The 21,531-nt window shown below is 43.7% G+C and carries 19 protein-coding genes; 7 read left to right on the top strand and 12 right to left on the bottom strand.

The window, feature by feature from the left end:
* Positions 1-14: 14 nt before the first annotated feature.
* Positions 15-443, bottom strand: a complete 429-nt coding sequence (locus tag AC0OMU_RS01805; RefSeq protein WP_015483014.1) for a GNAT family N-acetyltransferase — start codon at positions 441-443, stop codon at positions 15-17.
* Positions 444-552: 109 nt separating this feature from the next.
* Between AC0OMU_RS01805 and pdxR the strand changes: the two genes are divergently transcribed.
* Positions 553-1,962 (top strand): MocR-like pyridoxine biosynthesis transcription factor PdxR, encoded by a 1,410-nt coding sequence (gene pdxR / locus AC0OMU_RS01800; RefSeq protein WP_181218684.1) that lies wholly within the window; start codon positions 553-555, stop codon positions 1,960-1,962.
* Between the two features lie 35 nt (positions 1,963-1,997).
* Here pdxR and AC0OMU_RS01795 read toward each other — a convergent pair whose 3' ends face one another.
* The 4 genes from AC0OMU_RS01795 to citA all read right to left on the bottom strand — a co-directional run bounded on the left by AC0OMU_RS01795 (position 1,998) and on the right by citA (position 7,166).
* Positions 1,998-3,353: a sodium-dependent transporter gene (locus tag AC0OMU_RS01795; protein ID WP_181218682.1), complete on the bottom strand. Its 1,356-nt coding sequence runs from the start codon at positions 3,351-3,353 to the stop codon at positions 1,998-2,000.
* A 122-nt stretch (positions 3,354-3,475) separates the two neighbouring features.
* Positions 3,476-4,873, bottom strand: a complete 1,398-nt coding sequence (gene bcaP / locus AC0OMU_RS01790; protein ID WP_003245791.1) for a branched-chain amino acid transporter BcaP — start codon at positions 4,871-4,873, stop codon at positions 3,476-3,478.
* 249 nt (positions 4,874-5,122) lie between these two features.
* Positions 5,123-5,992 (bottom strand): SDR family oxidoreductase, encoded by an 870-nt coding sequence (locus tag AC0OMU_RS01785; protein ID WP_474240864.1) that lies wholly within the window; start codon positions 5,990-5,992, stop codon positions 5,123-5,125.
* A 73-nt stretch (positions 5,993-6,065) separates the two neighbouring features.
* Entirely contained in the window at positions 6,066-7,166 is a 1,101-nt protein-coding gene (citA, locus tag AC0OMU_RS01780; RefSeq protein ID WP_047182345.1) for a citrate synthase CitA, read from the bottom strand.
* A 108-nt stretch (positions 7,167-7,274) separates the two neighbouring features.
* On the opposite strand from citA, the gene citR reads away from it, so the two are divergent.
* A complete protein-coding gene (gene citR / locus AC0OMU_RS01775; protein ID WP_003233357.1) occupies positions 7,275-8,150 on the top strand; it encodes a transcriptional regulator CitR in 876 nt (291 codons plus the stop codon).
* Between the two features lie 70 nt (positions 8,151-8,220).
* Here the strand turns inward: citR and lytE are convergent, their stop codons facing one another.
* Positions 8,221-9,225, bottom strand: coding sequence for a peptidoglycan endopeptidase LytE (lytE, locus tag AC0OMU_RS01770; protein WP_021479670.1), 1,005 nt, complete (start codon positions 9,223-9,225; stop codon positions 8,221-8,223).
* 528 nt (positions 9,226-9,753) lie between these two features.
* Here lytE and phoA point away from each other — a divergent pair.
* Entirely contained in the window at positions 9,754-11,139 is a 1,386-nt protein-coding gene (gene phoA, locus AC0OMU_RS01765) for an alkaline phosphatase PhoA (protein ID WP_015383203.1), read from the top strand.
* A gap of 29 nt (positions 11,140-11,168) precedes the next feature.
* Here the strand turns inward: phoA and spoVR are convergent, their stop codons facing one another.
* Positions 11,169-12,575, bottom strand: a complete 1,407-nt coding sequence (gene spoVR, locus AC0OMU_RS01760; protein ID WP_014479295.1) for a stage V sporulation protein SpoVR — start codon at positions 12,573-12,575, stop codon at positions 11,169-11,171.
* A gap of 162 nt (positions 12,576-12,737) precedes the next feature.
* Here spoVR and AC0OMU_RS01755 point away from each other — a divergent pair, with 162 nt between their 5' ends.
* From AC0OMU_RS01755 to lytF, 3 genes are all read left to right on the top strand, one after another.
* Positions 12,738-14,264 carry a mechanosensitive ion channel gene (locus tag AC0OMU_RS01755; RefSeq protein ID WP_415749602.1) on the top strand — a complete coding sequence of 509 codons (1,527 nt, stop codon included), beginning with the start codon at positions 12,738-12,740 and terminating at the stop codon, positions 14,262-14,264.
* Positions 14,265-14,371: 107 nt separating this feature from the next.
* The gene (gene nsrR, locus AC0OMU_RS01750; RefSeq protein ID WP_014479293.1) at positions 14,372-14,812 is read left to right on the top strand and encodes a nitric oxide-sensing transcriptional repressor NsrR; all 441 of its coding nucleotides are present in this window, start codon (positions 14,372-14,374) and stop codon (positions 14,810-14,812) included.
* A gap of 152 nt (positions 14,813-14,964) precedes the next feature.
* Complete coding sequence (gene lytF / locus AC0OMU_RS01745) at positions 14,965-16,431, top strand: peptidoglycan endopeptidase LytF (RefSeq protein ID WP_015483006.1); 1,467 nt, start codon at positions 14,965-14,967, stop codon at positions 16,429-16,431.
* A gap of 41 nt (positions 16,432-16,472) precedes the next feature.
* Here lytF and AC0OMU_RS01740 read toward each other — a convergent pair whose 3' ends face one another.
* Positions 16,473-16,796 carry a YqzG/YhdC family protein gene (locus AC0OMU_RS01740; RefSeq protein ID WP_014476269.1) on the bottom strand — a complete coding sequence of 108 codons (324 nt, stop codon included), beginning with the start codon at positions 16,794-16,796 and terminating at the stop codon, positions 16,473-16,475.
* A gap of 200 nt (positions 16,797-16,996) precedes the next feature.
* Here AC0OMU_RS01740 and AC0OMU_RS01735 point away from each other — a divergent pair, with 200 nt between their 5' ends.
* The gene (locus AC0OMU_RS01735) at positions 16,997-17,239 is read left to right on the top strand and encodes a YhdB family protein (RefSeq protein ID WP_015483005.1); all 243 of its coding nucleotides are present in this window, start codon (positions 16,997-16,999) and stop codon (positions 17,237-17,239) included.
* A 14-nt stretch (positions 17,240-17,253) separates the two neighbouring features.
* Here the strand turns inward: AC0OMU_RS01735 and yhdA are convergent, their stop codons facing one another.
* The 4 genes from yhdA to AC0OMU_RS01715 all read right to left on the bottom strand — a co-directional run bounded on the left by yhdA (position 17,254) and on the right by AC0OMU_RS01715 (position 21,452).
* Positions 17,254-17,778 carry an FMN-dependent NADPH-azoreductase gene (yhdA, locus tag AC0OMU_RS01730; protein ID WP_327830950.1) on the bottom strand — a complete coding sequence of 175 codons (525 nt, stop codon included), beginning with the start codon at positions 17,776-17,778 and terminating at the stop codon, positions 17,254-17,256.
* On the bottom strand, positions 17,775-18,422 hold the full coding sequence (gene yhcZ / locus AC0OMU_RS01725) for a two-component system response regulator YhcZ (RefSeq protein WP_015383201.1): 648 nt from the start codon (positions 18,420-18,422) through the stop codon (positions 17,775-17,777). Before yhcZ ends, yhdA begins: the two co-directional genes overlap by 4 nt.
* Complete coding sequence (gene yhcY / locus AC0OMU_RS01720) at positions 18,419-19,558, bottom strand: two-component system sensor histidine kinase YhcY (protein ID WP_474240863.1); 1,140 nt, start codon at positions 19,556-19,558, stop codon at positions 18,419-18,421. The genes yhcZ and yhcY overlap by 4 nt, the downstream gene beginning before the upstream one ends.
* Positions 19,559-19,706: 148 nt before the next feature.
* Positions 19,707-21,452 (bottom strand): phospho-sugar mutase, encoded by a 1,746-nt coding sequence (locus AC0OMU_RS01715; RefSeq protein ID WP_474240862.1) that lies wholly within the window; start codon positions 21,450-21,452, stop codon positions 19,707-19,709.
* Positions 21,453-21,531 lie beyond the last annotated feature (79 nt).

The following is a 21,531-nucleotide window of genomic DNA, read 5'->3' as shown; positions in this document are numbered from 1 at the left end:
CGTCTTTTTTTTCGTTATACCGGTTTTCGGAACAAATAACTTTCTATAGTAAAACCCATCTTATCTGTATAAAATCGATGTGCGTCTTTACGCTGAAGGCCAGATGAAAGACTGACAAAACCAAGTCCGGCTTTTCTCGCCCAGTCTGAGGCATAATCCAAAAGCATTTTGCCGTATCCCTTTGATCGGCAAGGTGCCGTTGTAACAAGATCCGCAATCCACAAGTGCTCTCCTTTATGAATGGAAACCCTCGGCAGAGCCCCGCACAGCGCTCTGATTGCTGTATCCTCATATAAGGCAAACAGCATATACGATTCTTTCTGCACACAGGCTTCAAGCCTTTGTAAATACGTCTCAATATCCAGTTCTGTTCTCAATTCACTCATAATCGGATACGACTCAGCCCATTCTTCTTTCGAGGTTAATTGTTTCATATGGATCATCTTCTCAATCCCCTTTCCTTTCGTTACAATGATCATAGCTAATAAATGGCATTTGCCAAATAGCCAATATCAGAAAAAATGACCATGCCAGATATAAAGGAGACATGAGATGGATATTACGCCGTTTCTTGATAAAAAGAGCAAAACACCGCTGTATGAGCAGCTTTATACCTTTTTTAAACAAGAAATTTCACATGCGCGAATAACAAAGGGAACAAGACTTCCGTCAAAACGCAGGCTCTCCAGCTTGCTCGATGTCAGCACGGCAACTATAGAACGAGCTTACGAGCAATTAACTGCTGAGGGCTATGTCAAAAGCAAGGCGAAAATCGGCTGGTTCGCGGCGGAAGTAGAACCAGGCTTCCCGACAGCTCCTGACCATTTTCAACAGTCTGTACAGCCGGGATTACATGAAAAGAACGCACCTGCTATTGACTTCCATCAGGGCAACGTTAATCCGACCCTCTTTCCCTTTAACGCATGGAGAAAAAGCATAGTAAAAAGTCTTGATCGCTATTCCGGATCGTTTCACACCTCTGGCGACCCTCAAGGAGAATACGAACTCAGGCACATGATTGCCCGATTCGTCAAGCTGTCTCGGGGAGTAAATTGCGAACCCGGCCAGATTATCATCGGCGCAGGAACCACCGTGCTTCTGCAAATTCTTTGCCTTTCGCTAAAGCCAGGTACAAAAATCGGCTTTGAAGAACCGGGCTTTCACCGTTCAAGAAGGATGTTTGAAGCAAATCACATGGATGTCACTCCGATTTGTTCTGATGCAGAAGGCGTCCTGCCGGATGAGCTCTACCGTAAGAATCCTTATCTCATGTATACGACTCCTTCGCATCAGTTTCCGATTGGGACCATTATGACGATTACCCGCAGACAGGAGCTGCTGGCATGGGCGGCAGAAACAAATTCATTCATTATAGAAGATGATTACGATGGAGAATTTCGCTACAGCGGCCATCCCATTCCGTCTTTACAGGGTCTTGATCCGAATGGCAGAGTCATATATCTGGGCACTTTTTCAAAGTCACTTCTGCCTTCTTTGCGGCTCAGCTTCATGATTATGCCCCCTGAACTCATGGAACCAATCAAAAACAACGCTCAGTTAATGAAGCAGACCGTCTCTGTTCACTCGCAATTGGCACTGGCAGACTTCATCGAAACCGGAGAGTGGCAAAAACACATAAATAGAATGAGAAGCTTATACCGAAAAAAACACGCTGTCCTGTTAGAAGCCATCCGCTCTGAACTAGGAAACACCGTTGAGATTCTCGGTAAAAACTCGGGGCTTCACATTCTGCTGCGCCTTTTGTTTCCAGCAAGTGAGGAAGAAGCAATACAAGCAGCCGCAGACCACGGTGTAACCATCTATCCCGTGTCTCCCTCATATAAAGAACAGACGCCTTTTGCTTCTGTCTTAATCGGTTATGGCGGTTTGTCAGAAGAGGACATCAGGCTCGGCATCCAAAAACTGAAAACGGCATGGGCACCGTTGATATCATCTTATTAAATAAAAAACAGGCCCCAGAAACGGAGCCTGTTTTTTTAAAATGATAAAATTCCGATTAAATTTAAGAACACGATAATAATGGCAAGCGGCACGATAAAACGAAGCAAATAAAACCATGTGTAAAAGAATGCTTTACCTGCATTTGATCCATTTCGCATTTCAGCCAAGAGTTCGCTTTTCGAAATTTTCAGCGGGATAAATAGAGAAATTAACAGAGCGCCTGAAGGCATTAAAACATTGCTGACGGTAAAATCGGCAATATCAAAAAACGTTTTGCCAAATAGGTGCACATCACTCAATACGCCATAAGACAAGCAGCATGGGATTCCGACCAAAAAGATCAAAAGCCCGCTCGTCCATGACAGTTTTTTTCTTTTCTTTTCGTCCCCTTTTCCGATTGTGGCAACGATAATTTCAACCATCGAAAATGCTGAGGTCAAGGCTGCAAATAAAAATGCAACGAGAAAGCCGATAAAAAACAACGTGCCGAACGGAAGCTGTTCAAAAACGGCCGGAAGCACTGTAAACAGCAGTGTCGGTCCTTCATTTGGCTGAAAACCGAATGAGAAAACCGCCGGAAAAATAGCCAAACCTGCCAAGAGTGTCACAATGATATTCATCAAGACAATGGAGGCTGCCGAACGAGGGATATTTTGTGTTTTCGGCAAATAGGAGCTGTAGGTCACCATCACCGAAACCCCCAGTGTTAACGTAAAGAAGGCCTGTCCCAGCGCGAATAATATGGATTCCGGAGTCAGATCACCGAAATGAGGCACAAGCAGAAACTTTACGCCTTCCATTGCCCCGTTAAGCGTAAGAGACCGAAGAACGAGCAGAATAAACAATAAAAACAAAATCGGCATCATCACCGCGCTTACCCGTTCAATCCCTTTTTGAACCCCTCTTGCGACAACGAGTACAGTCAGTGCCATAAAGACAAGCTGAGCCGCGAGCGTCTGCAACGGATTTTGGATTATAGAAGCAAAAAGAGCGCCATACTGTGCCTGAGAAAGCCCGGACAGTGATCCTGACGCTGTTTTCACGATATACAGCAAAATCCATCCCCCAATTACACTGTAAAACGACAGCACTAAGAAACACGCGGCTACGCCGATCCACCCTGTAAGAAACCAAGCTGATCGCGGCGCTTCTTTTTTATATGCATCAATGGCATTCGTCTGGTTCCGTCTTCCAAAAATAAATTCCCCCACCAAAAGCGGATAGCCTAAGAGGATGGTAAATAACACGAAGATAAGAAAAAAGGCTCCTCCCCCATTGGTCCCCGCTACGTAAGGGAACTTCCAAATCGCGCCCAAGCCGATAGCCGAGCCGGCCGCTGCCATGACGAAACCGATTTTCGAAGCCCATTGGACTGGTTTTTGCTCAGACAATAAACGTCACTTCCTTTCCAGCCTATATTATCTCTTATTTTTGTCTTCATTTCTATAGATTCATTTGTCAAGAACAGAAAAGAGAGCGGCCTGTATGGCCGCTCTCTTTATCAAAAGGTTATTTATTGATTTAATTTTGAATGCTTTCTTGAATACAGGAAATAAATTACCAAACCGATTAACAGCCACACTAGGAAGCGGACAATCGTCACCCATCCCAGATTTAAAATCAAGAACAGGCAGAACAGAATCGCCAGGCCTGGGATCACGGGAACTCCCGGGCATTTAAAAGCTCTCGGAAGATCAGGCTGTTTCTTTCTCAAAACGATAACTGCCACAGAAATCAGGACAAATGCCGACAGCGTCCCGATGTTTACCAGCTTTGCAAGTTCATCCAGCGGAACAAGTGAGCCGAGAAGCGCCGACATCGTTCCGAAAAACCAAGTGGCTACATAAGGTGTTTTGTGCTTTGGATGCACTTTAGAAAGTGAGCCTGGCACAAGTCCGTCACGCGACATGGCAAACATGACGCGTGTCTGCCCGTAAAGCATCACGAGCATAACTGTTGTCATTCCCAGCACGGCGCCAATATCAATGATGCCAGCCACCCAGTTTTGTCCTGCGCTTTGAAGAACTAGAGAAACCGGATGATCCACACCCGCAAATTGAGCAAACGGGATAACCCCAGTCATGATCGCTGATACGGTGACATATAAAATCGTGCAGACCAGTAAAGAGAAAATAATGCCTTTAGGCAGATCCTTCGCGGGATTTTTCGTTTCTTCCGCAGCAGAGGATACAGCGTCAAATCCGATAAAAGCAAAGAATACGAGCGCCGCTGCACTGAACACGCCGCCAAAGCCCATTGGCATAAACGGCTGCCAGTTGTGCGGCTTCACGTAAACGGCTGCCACCGCGATAAACAGCAGAACAACCAGTATCTTCAAGATAACCATGATATTGTTGACTCTTTTTGATTCTTTGATGCCTAAATAAAGCAAATATGTGATCGCCATTACAATGACGAATGCAGGAAGATTAAACAGGGTAAAGGTGCCTTTCACTGCGCCCGGTGCCGCTGTTAAAGCAACCGGAAGATGAATGCCGAGCCCTGATAAAAACGATTGGAAATAACCAGACCAGCCGACCGACACTGCACTTACCGCCAGCATGTATTCTAAAATTAAATCCCACCCGATAATAAAGGCCATAAGCTCTCCCAATGTCGCATAAGTGAATGTATACACCGAACCTGAAACAGGCACACTTGACGCAAATTCCGCGTAAGACAGGGCGGCGAATAAACAAGCCAGCGCCGCCACAACAAATGAAATGGTCAGTCCGGGACCTGCCGTGACTGCACCTGTTCCCGTCAGAACAAAAATTCCTGTACCAATAATGGCGCCGATTCCAAGCAACGTTAAATCAAATGCCCCTAATTCTCTTTTTAAAGATTTTTCCCCGCTCGTCGCAGCGATTAAATCCTGAATGCTTTTCTTCCTAAAAACGCTCCCTTTCATTCCCCTTCAACTCCCGATCATCTATTTTTATATATTTTATTTGAATTTTCTGAATTCATGAGCAACAATGGTCATTTTTCTTTTTTTCTACTATATTTGTACTGGTCGCGAATCATTCCTTTCTCCTACTCAATATTATATATAAAATTGCAAAAATGAAAACAAAATTGTTAGAAAAATCGACAAATTTTTTATTTTGAAATTTTTTACCATACAAAAAAACCAGCTCTGGAGCTGGTTTTTCGTTGATTACGTTGAAATAAAACGGCCGCCATTCACATGAATGGTCTGCCCTGTCATATAGGAAGATTCGTCAGACGCCAGCAGAACATAGGCGCCTGCATGCTCAACCGGTTGTCCCGGTCTTCCCATTGGGGTATCCAAGCCGTGCTGTTTCACTTTTTCCTCAGGGAATGTCGCCGGAATAAGCGGTGTCCAAATCGGACCGGGCGCCACCGCATTCACTCTGATGCCTTTATCTGCAAGCGACTTCGCCATGGAACGCGTAAAGGAGACAATCGCACCCTTTGTGCTGGAATAATCAATTAACGCCGTATCCCCTTCATAAGCGGTAATCGATGTCGTATTAATAATGGCACTCCCCTCTTGCAGGTGAGGCAAAGCTTTCTTCGTCATATGAAACATGGAAAAAATATTTGTGCGAAAGGTTTTTTCCAGCTGTTCTGTTGAAATATTGAGAATGCTGTCCTGGGGATGCTGTTCAGCGGCGTTGTTCGCTAAGATATCGAGTTTACCAAAATGGTCCACTGTTTGCCGCACAGCTTGTTCACAATGGTTCTCGTCCCCGACATCTCCCGGGATAAGCAGGCAGCGGACATTCTCCTTTTCGATCCGTTTACGTGTTTCCTTTGCGTCCGAATGCTCGTCTAAGTATAGAATGGAGATATCAGCCCCCTCTTTAGCAAAGGCAATAGCTGCTGCTCTCCCTATTCCGCTGTCGCCTCCAGTAATGATTGCGACTTTTCCTTTCAGTTTTCCGCTTCCACGATAATCCTCGTCCTCTGACAGCGGCAGCGGATTCATTTTTGACTCAATGCCCGGCTGTCTGTCCTGATGCTGCGGTTCTTGTCCTTCTGTTTGTCTGTCCATTGGGTTCACATTCATCACTCCTAGACATGTGGTTGATACTGAACGTTACCACACGACAGAAATGAATAAACGCCAAAATATGTTATGAAAGAACTTCCTCGGGAATGGCACCGGTATATTTCGCTGACGGGCGGAAAATCATGTTGTTTTCTGCTTGTTCCAGCACATGGGCGCACCACCCTACCATTCGGCTTGCTGAAAAGGTCGGAGTAAACAATTCATCGTCAAAATCGATGGCCTTCATCACTGCAGCTGCGTAAAATTCAACATTTGTGTACAGCTTTCGTCCCGGTTTGTAGATTTCTAGCAAACGAATCGCTTCTGCTTCTACATGCAGCGCAAGATCAAGATCACGGTCATTGCCGGCCACCTGTTCTGCTTTCTGTCTCAAAGCTTCTGCCCGCGGGTCTTTTGTTTTGTACACCCTGTGGCCGAATCCCATCAAGCGCTCTCCTTTTTCGAGTTTTTCTTTTAGATATGCTTCAGCATGTTCTTTTTCTCCAATGTCTTCAAGCATTTTTGTCACCGCAGAAGGAGCGCCTCCGTGCAGCGGACCTTTCATCGTGCCGAGAGCAGCCGTGACGGCTGACACTAAATCACTCTCTGTTGATAACGTGACTCGTGCCGAAAAAGTGGATGCGTTCATGCCGTGCTCCATGGCCAGAATCATATAGGTTTCAAGCGCTTTCTTTTTTGCCTCTGAAGGCTGTTCACCTGTGAGCATATAATAGTAGTTTTCGACATGTCCGTACTGGGAAGAAGGTGCAATTGCTTGTTCACCGCGCGTCCATCTTTTTCTGTATGCAATGATGGAAGGCGTGATTGCAATCAGCCTGATTGCTTCTTCTGTTTTCGGATGGAATGTGTACGTATTTTCCCCCAATGCTGAAACAACCGTTCTCAGCACCGACATATCGTCCATGTTGTTTGGCAGTGATTGAATCAAGCGCTCAATATGTTCCGGAAGATTCCGTTCCGCAGCCAGCTTATCTTTAAATACCTGCAATTCTTCAGTTGAAGGCAGTTTTCCAAATAAAATCAAATAAGCCGCTTCTTCAAAGCTGTGATTCAGTGCGATGTCTTTTGCATGATGTCCTCTGTAAATCAGACGCCCTTTTTCACCATCAATATGGCTGATGGATGTTTCTACACATGTAATTCCCTTTAATCCGTAATGTACCATTTGTATTCCTCCTATCCTTTTCTGTTATTATAGTAAATATAATATTTAAAAAATAATGAATATTTTAAAGGGAATTAATTAAAAATATTAATCAGAGGGAGAATAGAAATGGATTTCAAATGGCTTCACACCTTTGTGACCGCTGCAAAATATGAGAACTTCCGAAAAACAGCGGAAACGCTTTTCTTATCTCAGCCCACTGTGACCGTACATATCAAGCAATTAGAAAAAGAAATCAGCTGCAAGCTGTTCGAGCGTAAAGGCAGGCAAATCCAGCTGACTGATGAAGGCAGGGCGTATTTGCCGTATGCGCTCAGGCTTCTTGATGATTATGAAAACAGCATGGCAGAGCTTCACAGAGTGAGACAAGGCTACTCTCAAACCTTACAGCTCGCGGTTTCTCCGCTTATTGCAGATACAGTGCTTCCTTCTGTCATGAAGCGGTACACAGCAATGAATACGGAAACAGAAATGGCGGTTACGATTTTCGAATCAGCGGAAATCGCGTCACTGATTAAAGCCGGGGAAGCAGATATCGGACTAAGCTGTTTAAAGGTACAGTCTTCTTCTTTAAGCTGCCACTGCTTATACAAAGACCCTGTCGTCCTTGTTGCCCCGCCCGATAAGCGTTTCATAGAAGACAACGAAATTGATGCCAAAGAGGTGCTCGAACAATACCTGCTTTTGACCCACAATCATCCTGATTACTGGGACGACTTGCTCCGTCAAGTCAGAATGACTTTTCCATTTGTGAGAACAATGAAGGTCACTCAAACACATATAACGAAACGGTTTATCAAGGAAGGACTCGGAGTTTCATTTCTGCCTTTATCTACAGTAAAGCGTGAGTTAGCAGAGAAACAGATGATCAGAATTCCTTATCAGTCTGTACAGCTGCCCTATGCAGGCGCTTACGCGATTGCCCTTTATGAAAATAAGAAAGAAAAAAAATTCTTGGATTTTTTATCACATTTTCATTTTTAGGAGCAACCAAAACGCCTGTGCTCCGTCTAATGAAAAAAACCCGTTCCAATGAACGGGTTTTCTCTAAAAATTAGAATCTTTTCGCACCGAGGTAACGAGGCTTCCAGTAGCTGTTGTTCAGGCTGCTGATTTGTACGCCGTCAGATCCTGCATGAATGAAACTGTTGTTTCCAATGTAAATCCCCATGTGAGAAGGGCCGGATTTATATGTTGTGAAGAAGACGAAATCACCAACAGACGGGCTGGCAATGCTCTTCATAGAACTCCAGTATCCTGCAGTGCTTGTTCTGCCCACACTTGTTTGTTTATTCAGTACGTACCAAATGAATCCGCTGCAGTCAAAGCCGGAAGTTGTCGTTCCGCCCCATTTATATGGCGTTCCGACTAACGCTTTTGCATCAGAAACCAGTTTGCTCACATTAAGTGATGTAGATGACGTTTTGCTGCTTGAAGATGATGAAGATGAAGCAGGTTTTGAGCTGCTTGTGCTTGTTCCTTTCACCTTCAATACTTGGTTGACATAGATTACATCTGATTTTAAGCCGTTTAAGCTTTTTAATTTGCTGACCGTAGTGCCGTATTTGCTCGCAATTTTAGAAAGGCTGTCTCCGCTCTTCACTTTATAAGTAGAAGTGGAAGACGATGACACTTTTGATGAGCTGGAGCTGCTTGAACTAGTTGAACCTTTCAGTTTCAGGACTTGTCCAACACGAAGCAAATCTGATTTTAAGCCATTCAGCTTCTTCAGTTCATTGATTGTCATGCCGTATTTTTTTGAAATTTTCCAAAGGCTGTCCCCGCTCTTTACTTTGTATGTAGAAGAAGAGGTAGAAGAACTGCTGCTTTTTGAACTTGTAGATTTGCCGTTAATCGATAAAGTTTGTCCCACATAAATAATGTCTGAACGAAGGTGGTTCTCTGATTTAATTTTACTGATCGTTGTGTCGTATTTTCTTGAAAGATCCCATAACGTGTCGCCTTTTTTCACCTTAATGCTTTGTGCAGATGCCGCTCCTGCAAATAACGTCGATCCTAAAACAACTGCTGTCGTAGCTGTAATGATTTGCTTTTTCATATTTTCCTCCCCAAATGTTAACTCTCTATATATGTATCTCTTTTTTTTAATTATTCTTATTGATTTCTATTATAAGGATAGATTCCCATCAGAAATAGTCTTGACTTCATGTGACAAATTTCTTAATTATTCGTTCTAAAAAAAAGTTTTTAAGGGTATTAAATATTTCATTTTCGTTGCAAAGGTGACAAAAAATGAGTGCTTTTGTCATGTTTTATGGGATGTTTTTCAACATAAAGGAAATAAATGAAAAACTTTCGGGGTCGGCTCACATACCGGTAAATGAGTGATAAAGAATATTCGAGGAGAGCTGCGGTTATCCGCAGTTTTTTTATTTAAACAAACATATCATGCAAAGACAGAGAGGTAAAGATTTTTCTGAAAAATGAATGCTTTACATCAAATAAGGCAAGATAACGAAAAGTGTTTTTTCATTTCCTTACAAGGCTTTACTTATTGTTTACATGATCAACAGCCATATTTAACAAAATTTTCCTAACATGATAAACGGAATACATTAAAGGAGGCATGAAAAAAATGAATTTGTTTCAAAAAATGAAATCAAAATTTCTGCCAATCGCCGCTGTTTCTGTCCTTACAGCTGGAATTTTTGCCGGAGCTGAGCTGCAGCAAACAGAAAAGGCCAGCGCCAAAAAACAAGACAAAGCTGAGATCAGAAATGTCATTGTGATGATAGGCGACGGCATGGGGACGCCTTACATAAGAGCCTACCGTTCCATGAAAAATAACGGTGACACACCGAATAACCCGAAGTTAACAGAATTTGACCGGAACCTGACAGGCATGATGATGACGCATCCGGATGACCCTGACTATAATATTACAGATTCAGCAGCAGCCGGAACAGCATTAGCAACAGGCGTTAAGACATATAACAATGCAATTGGCGTCGATAAAAACGGAAAAAAAGTGAAATCTGTACTTGAAGAGGCCAAACAGCAAGGCAAGTCAACAGGGCTTGTCGTCACGTCTGAAATTAACCACGCCACTCCAGCCGCATATGGCGCCCACAATGAATCACGGAAAAATATGGACCAAATCGCCAACAGCTATATGGATGACAAAATAAAAGGCAAACATAAAATAGACGTGCTGCTCGGCGGCGGAAAATCTTATTTTAACCGCAAGGACAGAAACTTGACAAAGGAATTCAAACAAGCCGGCTACAGCTATGTGACAACGAAACAAGCATTGAAAAAAAATAAAGATCAGCAGGTGCTCGGGCTTTTCGCAGATGGAGGGCTTGCTAAAGCGCTCGACCGTGACAGTAAAACACCGTCTCTCAAAGAAATGACGGTTTCAGCAATTGATCGCCTGAACCAAAATAAAAAAGGATTTTTCTTGATGGTCGAAGGGAGCCAGATTGACTGGGCGGCCCATGACAATGATACCGTAGGAGCCATGAGCGAGGTTAAAGATTTTGAACAGGCCTATAAAGCCGCGATTGAATTTGCGAAAAAAGACAAACATACACTTGTGATTGCAGCTGCTGACCATACAACCGGCGGCTTTACCATTGGCGCGAACGGGGAAAAGAATTGGCACGCAGAACCGATTCTCTCCGCTAAGAAAACACCTGAATTCATGGCCAAAAAAATCAGTAAAGGCAAGCCGGTTAAAGATGTGCTCGCCCGCTATGCCAATCTGAAATTCACATCTGAAGAAATCAAAAGCGTTGAAGCAGCTGCACAGGCTGACAAAAGCAAAGGGGCCTACAAAGCTATCATCAAGATTTTTAATACCCGCTCCAACAGCGGATGGACGAGTACCGATCATACCGGCGAAGAAGTACCGGTATACGCGTACGGCCCCGGAAAAGAAAAATTCCGCGGATTGATTAACAATACGGACCAGGCAAACATCATATTTAAGATTTTAAAAACTGGAAAATAAAAAGGATGCAGAACGCTGCATCCTCTTTTTTATAAATATCTGCGGTGAACACCTTTTCCGTCGTACGAAAACATGACTTCCTTATCCTCAAGCACAGACTCAATGTGCACGCTTCTTCCCCAAAGCTGGAATAAATAAGGGAGCACTTTCTCCAAATATTTCAAATCTAACTCTATTCCCTCATACCAATGCTTAATATAGAGCTCGTTATTTTTCATATAATCGCCGTCGTTTACTGTCAAATATGGAAAACCGCCATTTACCCGCATGCTTACGAGCTGGTCGCGTACCGACTTCCACTGTTTATCGATGATTTTATAATCTCGGCCCTGTTTTTGAAATAAATAAAGATCCTCGCGCATGACTAATTCTTTGGTTAAATAATTGCGGATGAAAGAGATATCGGATTCAATCTCCCTGACCTCAAACATTTTCTCCCGGCCGGAGTCAGGCTGCACGCCCATTTTCTTCATTTCCTCCGTCGGGTTGTTGTACCTCTCCTCAATGTCTTCAAATATTTTTAGCCCTAAATAATAAGGATTAATGCCTGTTTTGGACGGCTGAACGACACCTGCATTCAGCTTGGCGAACTCGATCGCTTCATCAGAGGTTAAATCAAGCTCACGTATAATTCGCTGGTGCCAATAGGAAGCCCAGCCCTCATTCATAATCTTGGTTTCCAGCTGAGGCCAGAAATAAAGCATTTCCTCTCTCATCATCGTTAATATATCACGCTGCCATGGCTCCAGCTCCCGGGAATGCTCCTCGATAAAAAGCAGGATATCTTTTTCAGGCCGCGGCGGGAACGGTTTTTTCGATTTTTTCACTTGTTTTTTCGGTTTCTTTTCATCCAAAGACCATAGATCATCGTAAGGCGTGGCTGCCTCTTCAATCTCCTCTTCCTCATCATCCACACTCCATTGGAGCTTTGGTCGGACCAACGACGGATCGATATGCTCCTGAATCGAAAGGATCGCATCTAAAAAAGATTCGACTTCTTTTATCCCGTGAACCTGTTCATAGTGTTTTATCCGTTCAGCTGTTGCCGCCATGCTTTCCACCATATCGCGCTTCGTGTTTTGGAAACGGCAGTTGTTTTTGAAGAAATCGCAATGGGCAAGAACGTGTGCGACAATCAATTTATTTTGGATCAGTGAGTTGCTGTCCAGCAAAAAAGCGTAGCATGGATCTGAGTTAATGACCAGCTCATAGATCTTACTTAACCCTAGATCATAGTGCAGCTTCATCTTATGAAACTGCTTGCCGAAGCTCCAGTGGCTGAATCTTGTCGGCATCCCGTACGCGCCAAATGTATAAATAATTTCAGCCGGGCAGATTTCATATCTCATCGGGTAGAAATCAAGGCCGAATCCTTTTGCAATTTCGGTAATTTCCTCAATTGCCCGCTGTAATCCCTTCTTCTCCTCCGCGTTCAACCTAATCCCCCCTACTTGGACTTATCTATAATGTATGAGCCCGCCAGACAAAAGATGATAGTCTCACTCGGGCAAGAAAAAATTCCTCCGGCACATTCATCTGTTTGCTTATTGGATCAGTGGGTAAACACACACCATACTACGAAAAAGGAGCGATACCAATTGAATGTAGCAGACGTGCTTTCTTCTTATCTCAGTAAGCTGCCAAACGTAATCATTGCTTTACTCGTCTTATTAATCGGCTGGGCTATTGCTAAAATCATTGAAAAAGCGGTATACAAAGGACTCAGCAAAACAAAAATCGACGACAAGCTCTTTGCTGGGAAAAAGCCTTCACGCTATTCCTCGGAAAAAGTCATAAGCAAGGTCGTTTATTTTATCGCACTGATCATCGTCTTTATTTTATTCTTTAACATTTTGCACCTGACAACAGTGGCATCGCCGTTTGTCAGTATGCTTTCGGCGATTGCAGCTGCGATCCCAAGCGTGCTGAAAGCCGGACTCATTCTGCTGTTAGGATGGGCTGCAGCCTCTGTTTTGAGCTTCCTTGTCAAAAAAATCGGGATGAAGCTGAACACGAGTGACAAACTGCGCAAGTGGAATTTGGTGTCTGAAGGAAAAGATATTCACCAGGCTGTCAATACCGCTTCACAAATTGTCTTTTATCTCGTGCTGCTTGTTTTTCTGCCAGGGGTCTTATCTTCTTTGAAAATCAGCGGCATTTCAGGTCCTTTTACAAATATGATGGAAAGCGTGCTCGCTTTTCTGCCGAAATTATTTGCAGCGGCGCTTATCGTATTAATCGGCTGGCTTGTTGCCCGCCTTGTCCGTGATATCATTACGAATTTCCTTGCAAGCATCGGCACGGAAAGATTCGCGGCACGTATGGGTTTATCAATTTACTTAAAAGACACAAGCCTTTCAGCAGTCATCGGAACAATCGCTTATGTGCTGATTATGATTCCGGTGGTCATTTCAGCGCTTGATCAGCTGGATGTCGCCGGCATTTCAAAACCAGCTGTCTCTATGCTGAATACGATTTTAAACATGCTTCCGAACATCATAATTGCCATCGTGCTTGTTTTAGCGGGTATCTGGGCAGGAAAATGGGTGAAATCCATGGTGTCCGGACTGCTCCATCGCGCAGGCTTTGATTCTGTCTTAGGGAAAATGGGCATGGAAGCCGGAACGCCTGCAAAGCTGTCCTTGTCTCAAGTTGTCGGTATGATTGCGCAAATCATTGTCATTCTGCTCTTTACAGCTGAGGCGCTTCAAATTGTTCGGCTGCACTTCCTCGTAGAAGTTGCCACCGGCATCATCGCGTATCTGCCGAATGTCCTTGTCGCCGTATTCATTCTCGGACTCGGCCTTTACGCAGGAGAATTGGTGAGAAAAGTGCTCGCAAGCATGATAAAAGGTCAGGAATTCAAGTCTTTAGCACCTATTGCTAAATATACGATTATCGCACTTGCTTTCTTTATGGCCCTGGATCAGCTTGGTGTCGCTGCGACAATCGTCAATTCCGCGTTCATCATCGTTCTTAGCGGCTTCGCACTTGCTTTTGGTTTATCCTTCGGCCTTGGCGGTAAGGATTTTGCATCACGTTATCTGTCTACATTTGAACGCAAAATGCAAAACACAGAAATCGAAAAAAACCGTAAAAACCAAAATCCGCCGAATGACATGTAAGCAAAAAACATGCACCCAGCTGGGTGCATGTTTTTTCAATTCCTTTTTTTTCATTTTTCAATCGATTATGATAAGATATAGAAAATGTCTTATTCTGAGGTCTTATTATGAAGTTAACCAATTATACAGATTATTCATTAAGAGTGTTGATTTTTCTGGCTGCAGAGCGTCCCGGAGAACTTTCAAATATAAAACAGATTGCCGAAACGTATTCTATTTCAAAAAATCATCTCATGAAAGTCATATACAGGCTCGGCCAGCTCGGCTACGTAGAAACGATACGCGGACGGGGCGGCGGCATACGATTAGGCATGGAACCTGAAGACATCAACATCGGTGAGGTTGTCAGAAAAACGGAGGACGATTTTAATATTGTTGAATGTTTTGATGCGAACAAGAATCTCTGTGTTATTTCCCCGGTTTGCGGCTTAAAACATGTGCTGAATGAAGCGCTTTTAGCCTACCTCGCAGTTTTAGACAAATACACACTGCGCGACCTCGTCAAAAACAAAGAAGATATCATGAAGCTTTTAAAAATGAAGGAATAGATTAAGATTCCTTCTTTTTTTATGCCCTTTTTCCCCCTTATTGTTAAGATAATTTGGCTATTTTTATAAAAAGGCAAAACGATGAGACAAATGTGCCGATATAAAAAAGAAACAGCAAATGCAAAATCATTGGGGGAAAAAGGAGAGCTAAGATGAAAAAGAAATTAGCAGCAGGGCTGACAGCATCTGCGATTGTCGGCACAACTTTAGTAGTGACACCAGCTGAAGCAGCAACGATTAAGGTCAAAAGCGGAGATTCTTTATGGAAACTGGCCCAAACCTATAACACAAGTGTGGCGGCCCTCACATCCGCCAATCATCTTTCGACTACTGTTCTGTCGATCGGCCAGACGCTTACTATTCCAGGCAGCAAATCCAGCACTTCTTCATCTACTTCAAGCTCAACAACCAAGAAGAGCGGAAGTTCTGTTTACACAGTGAAAAGCGGAGATTCACTTTGGCTGATCGCAAATGAGTTTAAAATGACGGTACAGGAACTGAAAAAATTAAACGGACTAAGCAGCGATTTAATTCGTGCTGGGCAGAAATTAAAGGTGTCCGGTACTGTTTCTTCAAGCTCTAGTTCCAGTAAAAAAAGCAACTCTAATAAGAGTTCAAGCTCCAGTTCAAAAAGCAGTTCTAATAAGAGTTCAAGTTCTTCATCTTCTACGGGAACATATAAGGTGCAGCTTGGAGATTCACTTTGGAAAATTGCAAACAAAGTCAATATGTCCATCGCTGAATTGAAGGTCTTGAACAACTTAAAATCAGACACCATTTACGTGAATCAGGTGTTGAAAACAAAATCAAGCGGCTCTGATACGTCTTCTAAAGACAATTCATCCAAATCGAACCAATCTTCAGCAACAACTAAATATACCGTTAAAAGCGGTGATTCACTTTGGAAAATCGCAAACAACTATAACCTGACTGTACAGCAAATCCGAAATATCAACAATCTGAAATCAGATGTGCTTTACGTTGGACAAGTATTGAAGCTGACAGGTAAAGCATCTTCAGGCTCTTCATCATCGTCGTCTTCTTCGTCAAATGCAAGCTCCGGCACGACGACTACATACACGGTGAAAAGCGGTGATTCCTTATGGGTGATTGCACAAAAATTTAATGTAACAGCTCAGCAGATTCGTGAGAAAAACAATTTAAAAACGGATGTCTTGCAGGTTGGCCAAAAGCTGGTCATTTCCGGAAAAGCTTCATCATCGTCTTCATCCGGTTCTTCAAACACCACCAGCTCAACGAGTGCGAAGATTAACACAATGATTTCGGCCGCTAAAGCGCAGCTTGGGGTTCCGTATCGCTGGGGAGGCACGACACCGTCCGGGTTTGACTGCAGCGGATTCATTTATTATGTACTGAACAAAGTCACATCCGTATCTAGATTAACGGCAGCGGGATATTGGAACACAATGAAATCAGTTAGCCAGCCTGCTGTCGGAGATTTCGTTTTCTTTACAACATATAAAGCCGGCCCTTCCCACGTCGGAATTTACCTAGGCAACGGGGAATTCATAAATGCCAACGATTCCGGAGTTGTCATTTCCAATATGAATAACTCTTACTGGAAACAGCGCTATCTCGGTGCAAAACGATATTTCTAAAAACAGAAACTGTGCGGCCTTAACGGCTGTACAGTTTTTTATTAGAGCCTAAAGACGTTGATGCTGATCATATGATTTGTCACCGGATGAAAATAGACTTCGGCCCGAACAGAAAAAGTGTCATCTTTTTGTCTGACTGTCACCCGAAAGACATCTTTCGTCTGCTGATCATTCACCTCTGTACGCCCCATATAAGCATAATCAGAAAATGAAGCGCCCTTATATTCATCCTGAATTTTGCTCCAGGCAAGCTGTTCCCACTTTTGAACGGACTCGTTTGTGTCCGTTGAATGACCTTTTGCAGCCATTGACACGATAATCAATCCGCAAAAAAGAAGCGCAATGGTATACGGCAGAGATTTCATTTTTTCAGTCTCCTGTACCCAGAATATGTTCCCTCATAGGTTTACCAAAAGCGATATCTTCATTCAGGCATTTTGATTTTATGTCTCCCTCATATTGCTACCCCTTTACTGACGCAGACGGCAAGTTTTGCCCCGTCAATAACAGAGGATGCGGCATAAACTAATCATGAACTTCTCACCCAAGAAAGGAGAAGCGATTCATGGATTATGCCGATTACGATAAAGCGCTTTATTACACCCATCGTTCTCAATGGGATAATTTATTAATTTTAATGGTGCGTACAGAGGACGATTTGTTGTCAAAACGAATTGAGCATTTTCTGCATGCGTATCATTTTGAACAGGATTACGCCGTTTTAGAAAAGATGCTGTATTCCCTTCTCCGTTATATTGATCATGCCACAGAGCTGACTTATGAAGATCATATAGCCCTTCTCACATAAACAAATCCCGGCGTTTAGACGCCGGGATTTCCTGCTTTTGCGAACATGCTGAGTTCTTCGACAAGCTCTTTTAAGCTTTCCTTAATGTTTTCAGCCACTGTAGCATTTTCAACATCAATATGCACCGGATCAAGCACCAGCTGCTTCGGGATGACATTGGCGTAGACACCCCGCATCACAGTTCTCATATTGTTCAGCGCATTGATGCCGCCTTTTCCGCCTCCCGCTACTGCCAATAATGCAACGGGCTTATATTTGAATTGTTCGCTGCTTAGAAAATCCAAGGCATTTTTTAAAGCGCCGCTCATGCCGCTATGATATTCAGGCGATAATAATACAATCGCTTCCGCTTTAGTAACGCGTTGTTTAAGCTCCTGTACCTTCAACAGTTCAGATTGATCCGCTTCACCGTTAAAAATCGGCAATACAAACTCACTTAGATCAATCAAATCCGTGTGATACAGTGCTGAAATATAGGATGCTGCAATTTTTGTCCTGCCATGTTTTCTAGGCGTGCCATTTATGACTAACATGTTCATTTCGAGATCTCTCCATTCAGGTTATATTTCACTGCGAAAAGCGCTGCTTGCGTACGATCAGCCACTTCAAGTTTTGCTAAAAGATTCGATACATGGGTTTTTACTGTTTTTTCTGAAATAAACAAGGCTGCTGCGATTTCTTTATTGCTTTTCCCGTTCGCTATTTCAGTCAGAACGTCTTTTTCCCTTCTTGTTAATTGATAGTATTTTTCTTTTTCCGGGTCGTGCTGATTTTTCATATGTGTCAGCACATGGGGCATAATAGCTGTAGAAAGCTTGTATTCGCCAGCATGCACTTGTCTTAGTGTTTTCACCAATTCCTCGGGCTCCGTATCCTTTAATTGATACGCCTTCGCGCCTGCCCGAAGCGCGGGGATGACGTGCTCCTGATCAGAGTAGCTCGTCAGCACAATGATATTCGTCTCCGGGAATTGCTGTATTGCTTTTTTAATGGCTTGAATGCCGTCCATCTCGGGCATAGACAGATCCATTAGCACAAGATCCGGCTTTGTCTCTTCGATGACACGGAGTGCTTCTAATCCGGTTGCAGCTTCTCCGACAACTTCAATATCATCCTGGGTGGCAAAGAAAAAACGCAGACCCTTTCTGACAACATGATGATCATCAGCAATGACAATTTTCATACCGCCCCTCCTTTTCGGCTTGTTAGCGGAAGCCTGATGGACAGCTTTGTTCCAGTTCCAAGCGCTGACTCAATCCAAAACTTAGCGCCGGCTTTTTCCGCCCGTTCTTTCATACCCTTGATGCCAAGTGAAGGCAGACCGGCATGCGCTTCATAGCGAAATCCTGCCCCATGATCGATGATATCCAGCTCCGCATGGCACAAAGAAGCAGTCAGACTAACATACGCCGTATCCGTTCCGGCATGCTTTTTGCAGTTATTTAAAGCTTCCTGTACGACACGCCATAGCATATGCTCCTGCTCATCAGTCAGAACAGGACAGCCTTTTTGTGTAAAAATGATCTTCAATCCAATGAGCGCACCATAGCTTTTAATGGCTTCAGCCAGCCCTTTTTCCAATCCTCCGGGGCGAAGCTGCCAAATTAACGCTTTCATTTCTGCGAGCGCGTCCTGTGATAGGTTTTGGATGAAATCAATCATCTGCTGTAAATTCTCATCTGTTGTTAGTGTCTTCGCAGCTTTGGCAGTTAAACTGACGGAAAACAGCATTTGATTGACTGAATCGTGAAGCTCCTGAGCGAGGCGGTTACGCTCCATTAAAAGAGCATTTTTTTGTTGATATTCAGAAAGCCTCATACGCTGAATTGCCGTTCCGATCTGAAAAGCGACAGACTCGAGTAAATGCAGCTCTTCCTCATCAAACATGGTTTTTCCGGCCGCCGCTACATTTAACAATCCGAATCTTCTGTCCCCATCTTCTAAAGGCACAGTTGCATGATGCGTAATCCCTTCTGTGTCAAAACAATGCAGGTTTTCTGCTGATTCGATGCGTTTGCAGTTCATGATATTTGCAGCCTTTCTAAGCCCTCCGTTATTGAATTTCGTCAGACAGTAACACTCCCCTTCGCACATCAGCACTTTTTCCTTGCGGCTTAAAGCCGGAGGCAGATACGCGTCGGCCGCTAACGTATAAGTTCCATCTTCTTCGATCAGAAAAATCCATCCGGATTGAAGGTTTGTCAGACTCAGCAACTCTTTTAAAACCTCATCCAGTGTTGCTTTGATATCGTGCCCTTGATTTAAGGTTTCCGCAATCGTTTTCAGCGTTTTTAATTTTTCCATCCCCGTTTTGCTCACGTTTCTCACTCCGGCATTGATCTTGTATTTAAGATTATACCAGTTTTTTGTATTTCATTACTTCACTTGTAGGATGATTTTCTTTCAGACTTTTGGATGAGAAAAAGAAAAAGCCGGATCATTTACAATGACCCAGCTCATACTTGAATTATTTTGCTGTCGACTCAACAATTTCATCCACCGTCTTCATTACATCTTCAGAAAGGGAGGCAAGACGCTTTTCACTGTCTTCCAAAGATGACCCTTTTACGGCGAAATAAAATTTCACCTTCGGCTCAGTTCCAGAAGGACGAAGACAGAACCAAGACCCGTCTTCCAGGAAGTATTTCAGTACATTTGATTTTGGCAAGTCGATAGTTTCTTCTTTGTTTTCAGTCAGAAGCGTCCGTTTGCTTACAGCGTAATCTTCTGCTGTGACAACCTGTTTGCCCGCCATTTTCTGCGGAGGATTTTGTCTGAAGGAAGCAAGAATCGCTTCAATTTGCTCTGCTCCTTGTTTGCCTTTCAGCGTCAGGGATTTCAGCCCTTCACGATAAAAACCATATTCGTTAAAGAGATTGATGAGCGCCTCATACAATGACATTCCCTGTTTTTTATAGAACGCGCAAACTTCAACTGACAAAAGCGCAGCCTGAATGGCGTCCTTATCGCGGGCAAAATCCCCGATTAAATAACCGTAGCTCTCTTCATAACCAAATTGGAAGGTATACTGGCCTGATGCCTCGTATTCCTTGATCTTTTCACCGATAAACTTAAAGCCTGTCAGCGTATCAATCGTATCAAGGCCGAATGAAGAAGCTACAGCACGACCGATTTCGCTTGTGACGATCGTTTTGAGAACAACACCGTTATCAGGCAGGATGCCTTGTTTTTTCTTTTCAGAAAGCAGGTAATGAAGCAGTAGCGCTCCGGTTTGGTTTCCTGTCAGCACTGTATATTTGCCTTGATCGTTTTTCACCGCGATGCCGAGGCGGTCAGCATCAGGGTCTGTGGCGATGAGAATATCTGCATTCTGCTCCTCCCCAAGCTTAATGGCATATTCGAATGCCGCATGCTCTTCCGGGTTCGGCGATGTAACAGTGGAGAAGTTTGAATCCGGCAGTTCCTGTTCTTTGACAACCGTTACATTTTTGTAGCCGAGTGCTTCAAGACCGCGTCTGACCGGTTTATTTGCAGTTCCATGCAGCGGTGTGAAAACAACCTTTACATCTACTTCTTCCGATAATTCAGGATGTACAGAAATCGACGCCAGTTTTTCTGTATAAACTTTATCAATATCTTCACCGATGATTTTAATTAAGCCTTTTTCTTTTAACTTATTTTCTTCGTCTACTGTGATCGTCAGCTCATTTTCAATCGCGTTTACCTGCTCAATGACGTTGTCCGCTTCCTTTGGAGGCAGCTGGCCGCCGTCATCCCCGTATACTTTGTAGCCGTTATATTCAGGCGGGTTATGGCTTGCCGTTACCACAATTCCCCCATAAGCGTTCAGCTGTCTGACAGCGAATGACAGCTCTGGCGTCGGCCGAAGCTCATCAAACACGTATGTTTGGATGCCTTGTGTCGCAAGTGTTTTTGCCGCTTCCATCGCGAACTCCGGAGATTTATGGCGGGAATCATAAGCAATGACAACGCCCCGTTTTTTCGCTTCCTCACCTTGCTTCGAGATGTATGCCGCAAACCCGGCCGATGCTTTGCGCACAGTGTAAATATTCATCCGATTTGTCCCGGCGCCGATTTCTCCGCGCATTCCGCCGGTACCGAATTCAAGGTCTTTATAGAAACAGTCCTCAAGGGCCTGTTCATTCCCCTCTAATTCAATAAGGCGCTCTTTTAATTCCGGGTCTAAATGTTCTGTCTGTTTCCAGCGTTCATAGCTCTTTCTCCAAGTCATAATCGTCCTCCTATGTATCAGCTTATGCCATTATTTTATATGAAGCGGGTGCCTCTGTCACTTGATAACCTGAGATCTG

It is taken from the genome of Bacillus sp. FAU18, assembly GCF_056033885.1.
Note: the sequence above shows the minus strand (reverse complement) of the source record. Positions and strands in the feature narration are given on the sequence as shown.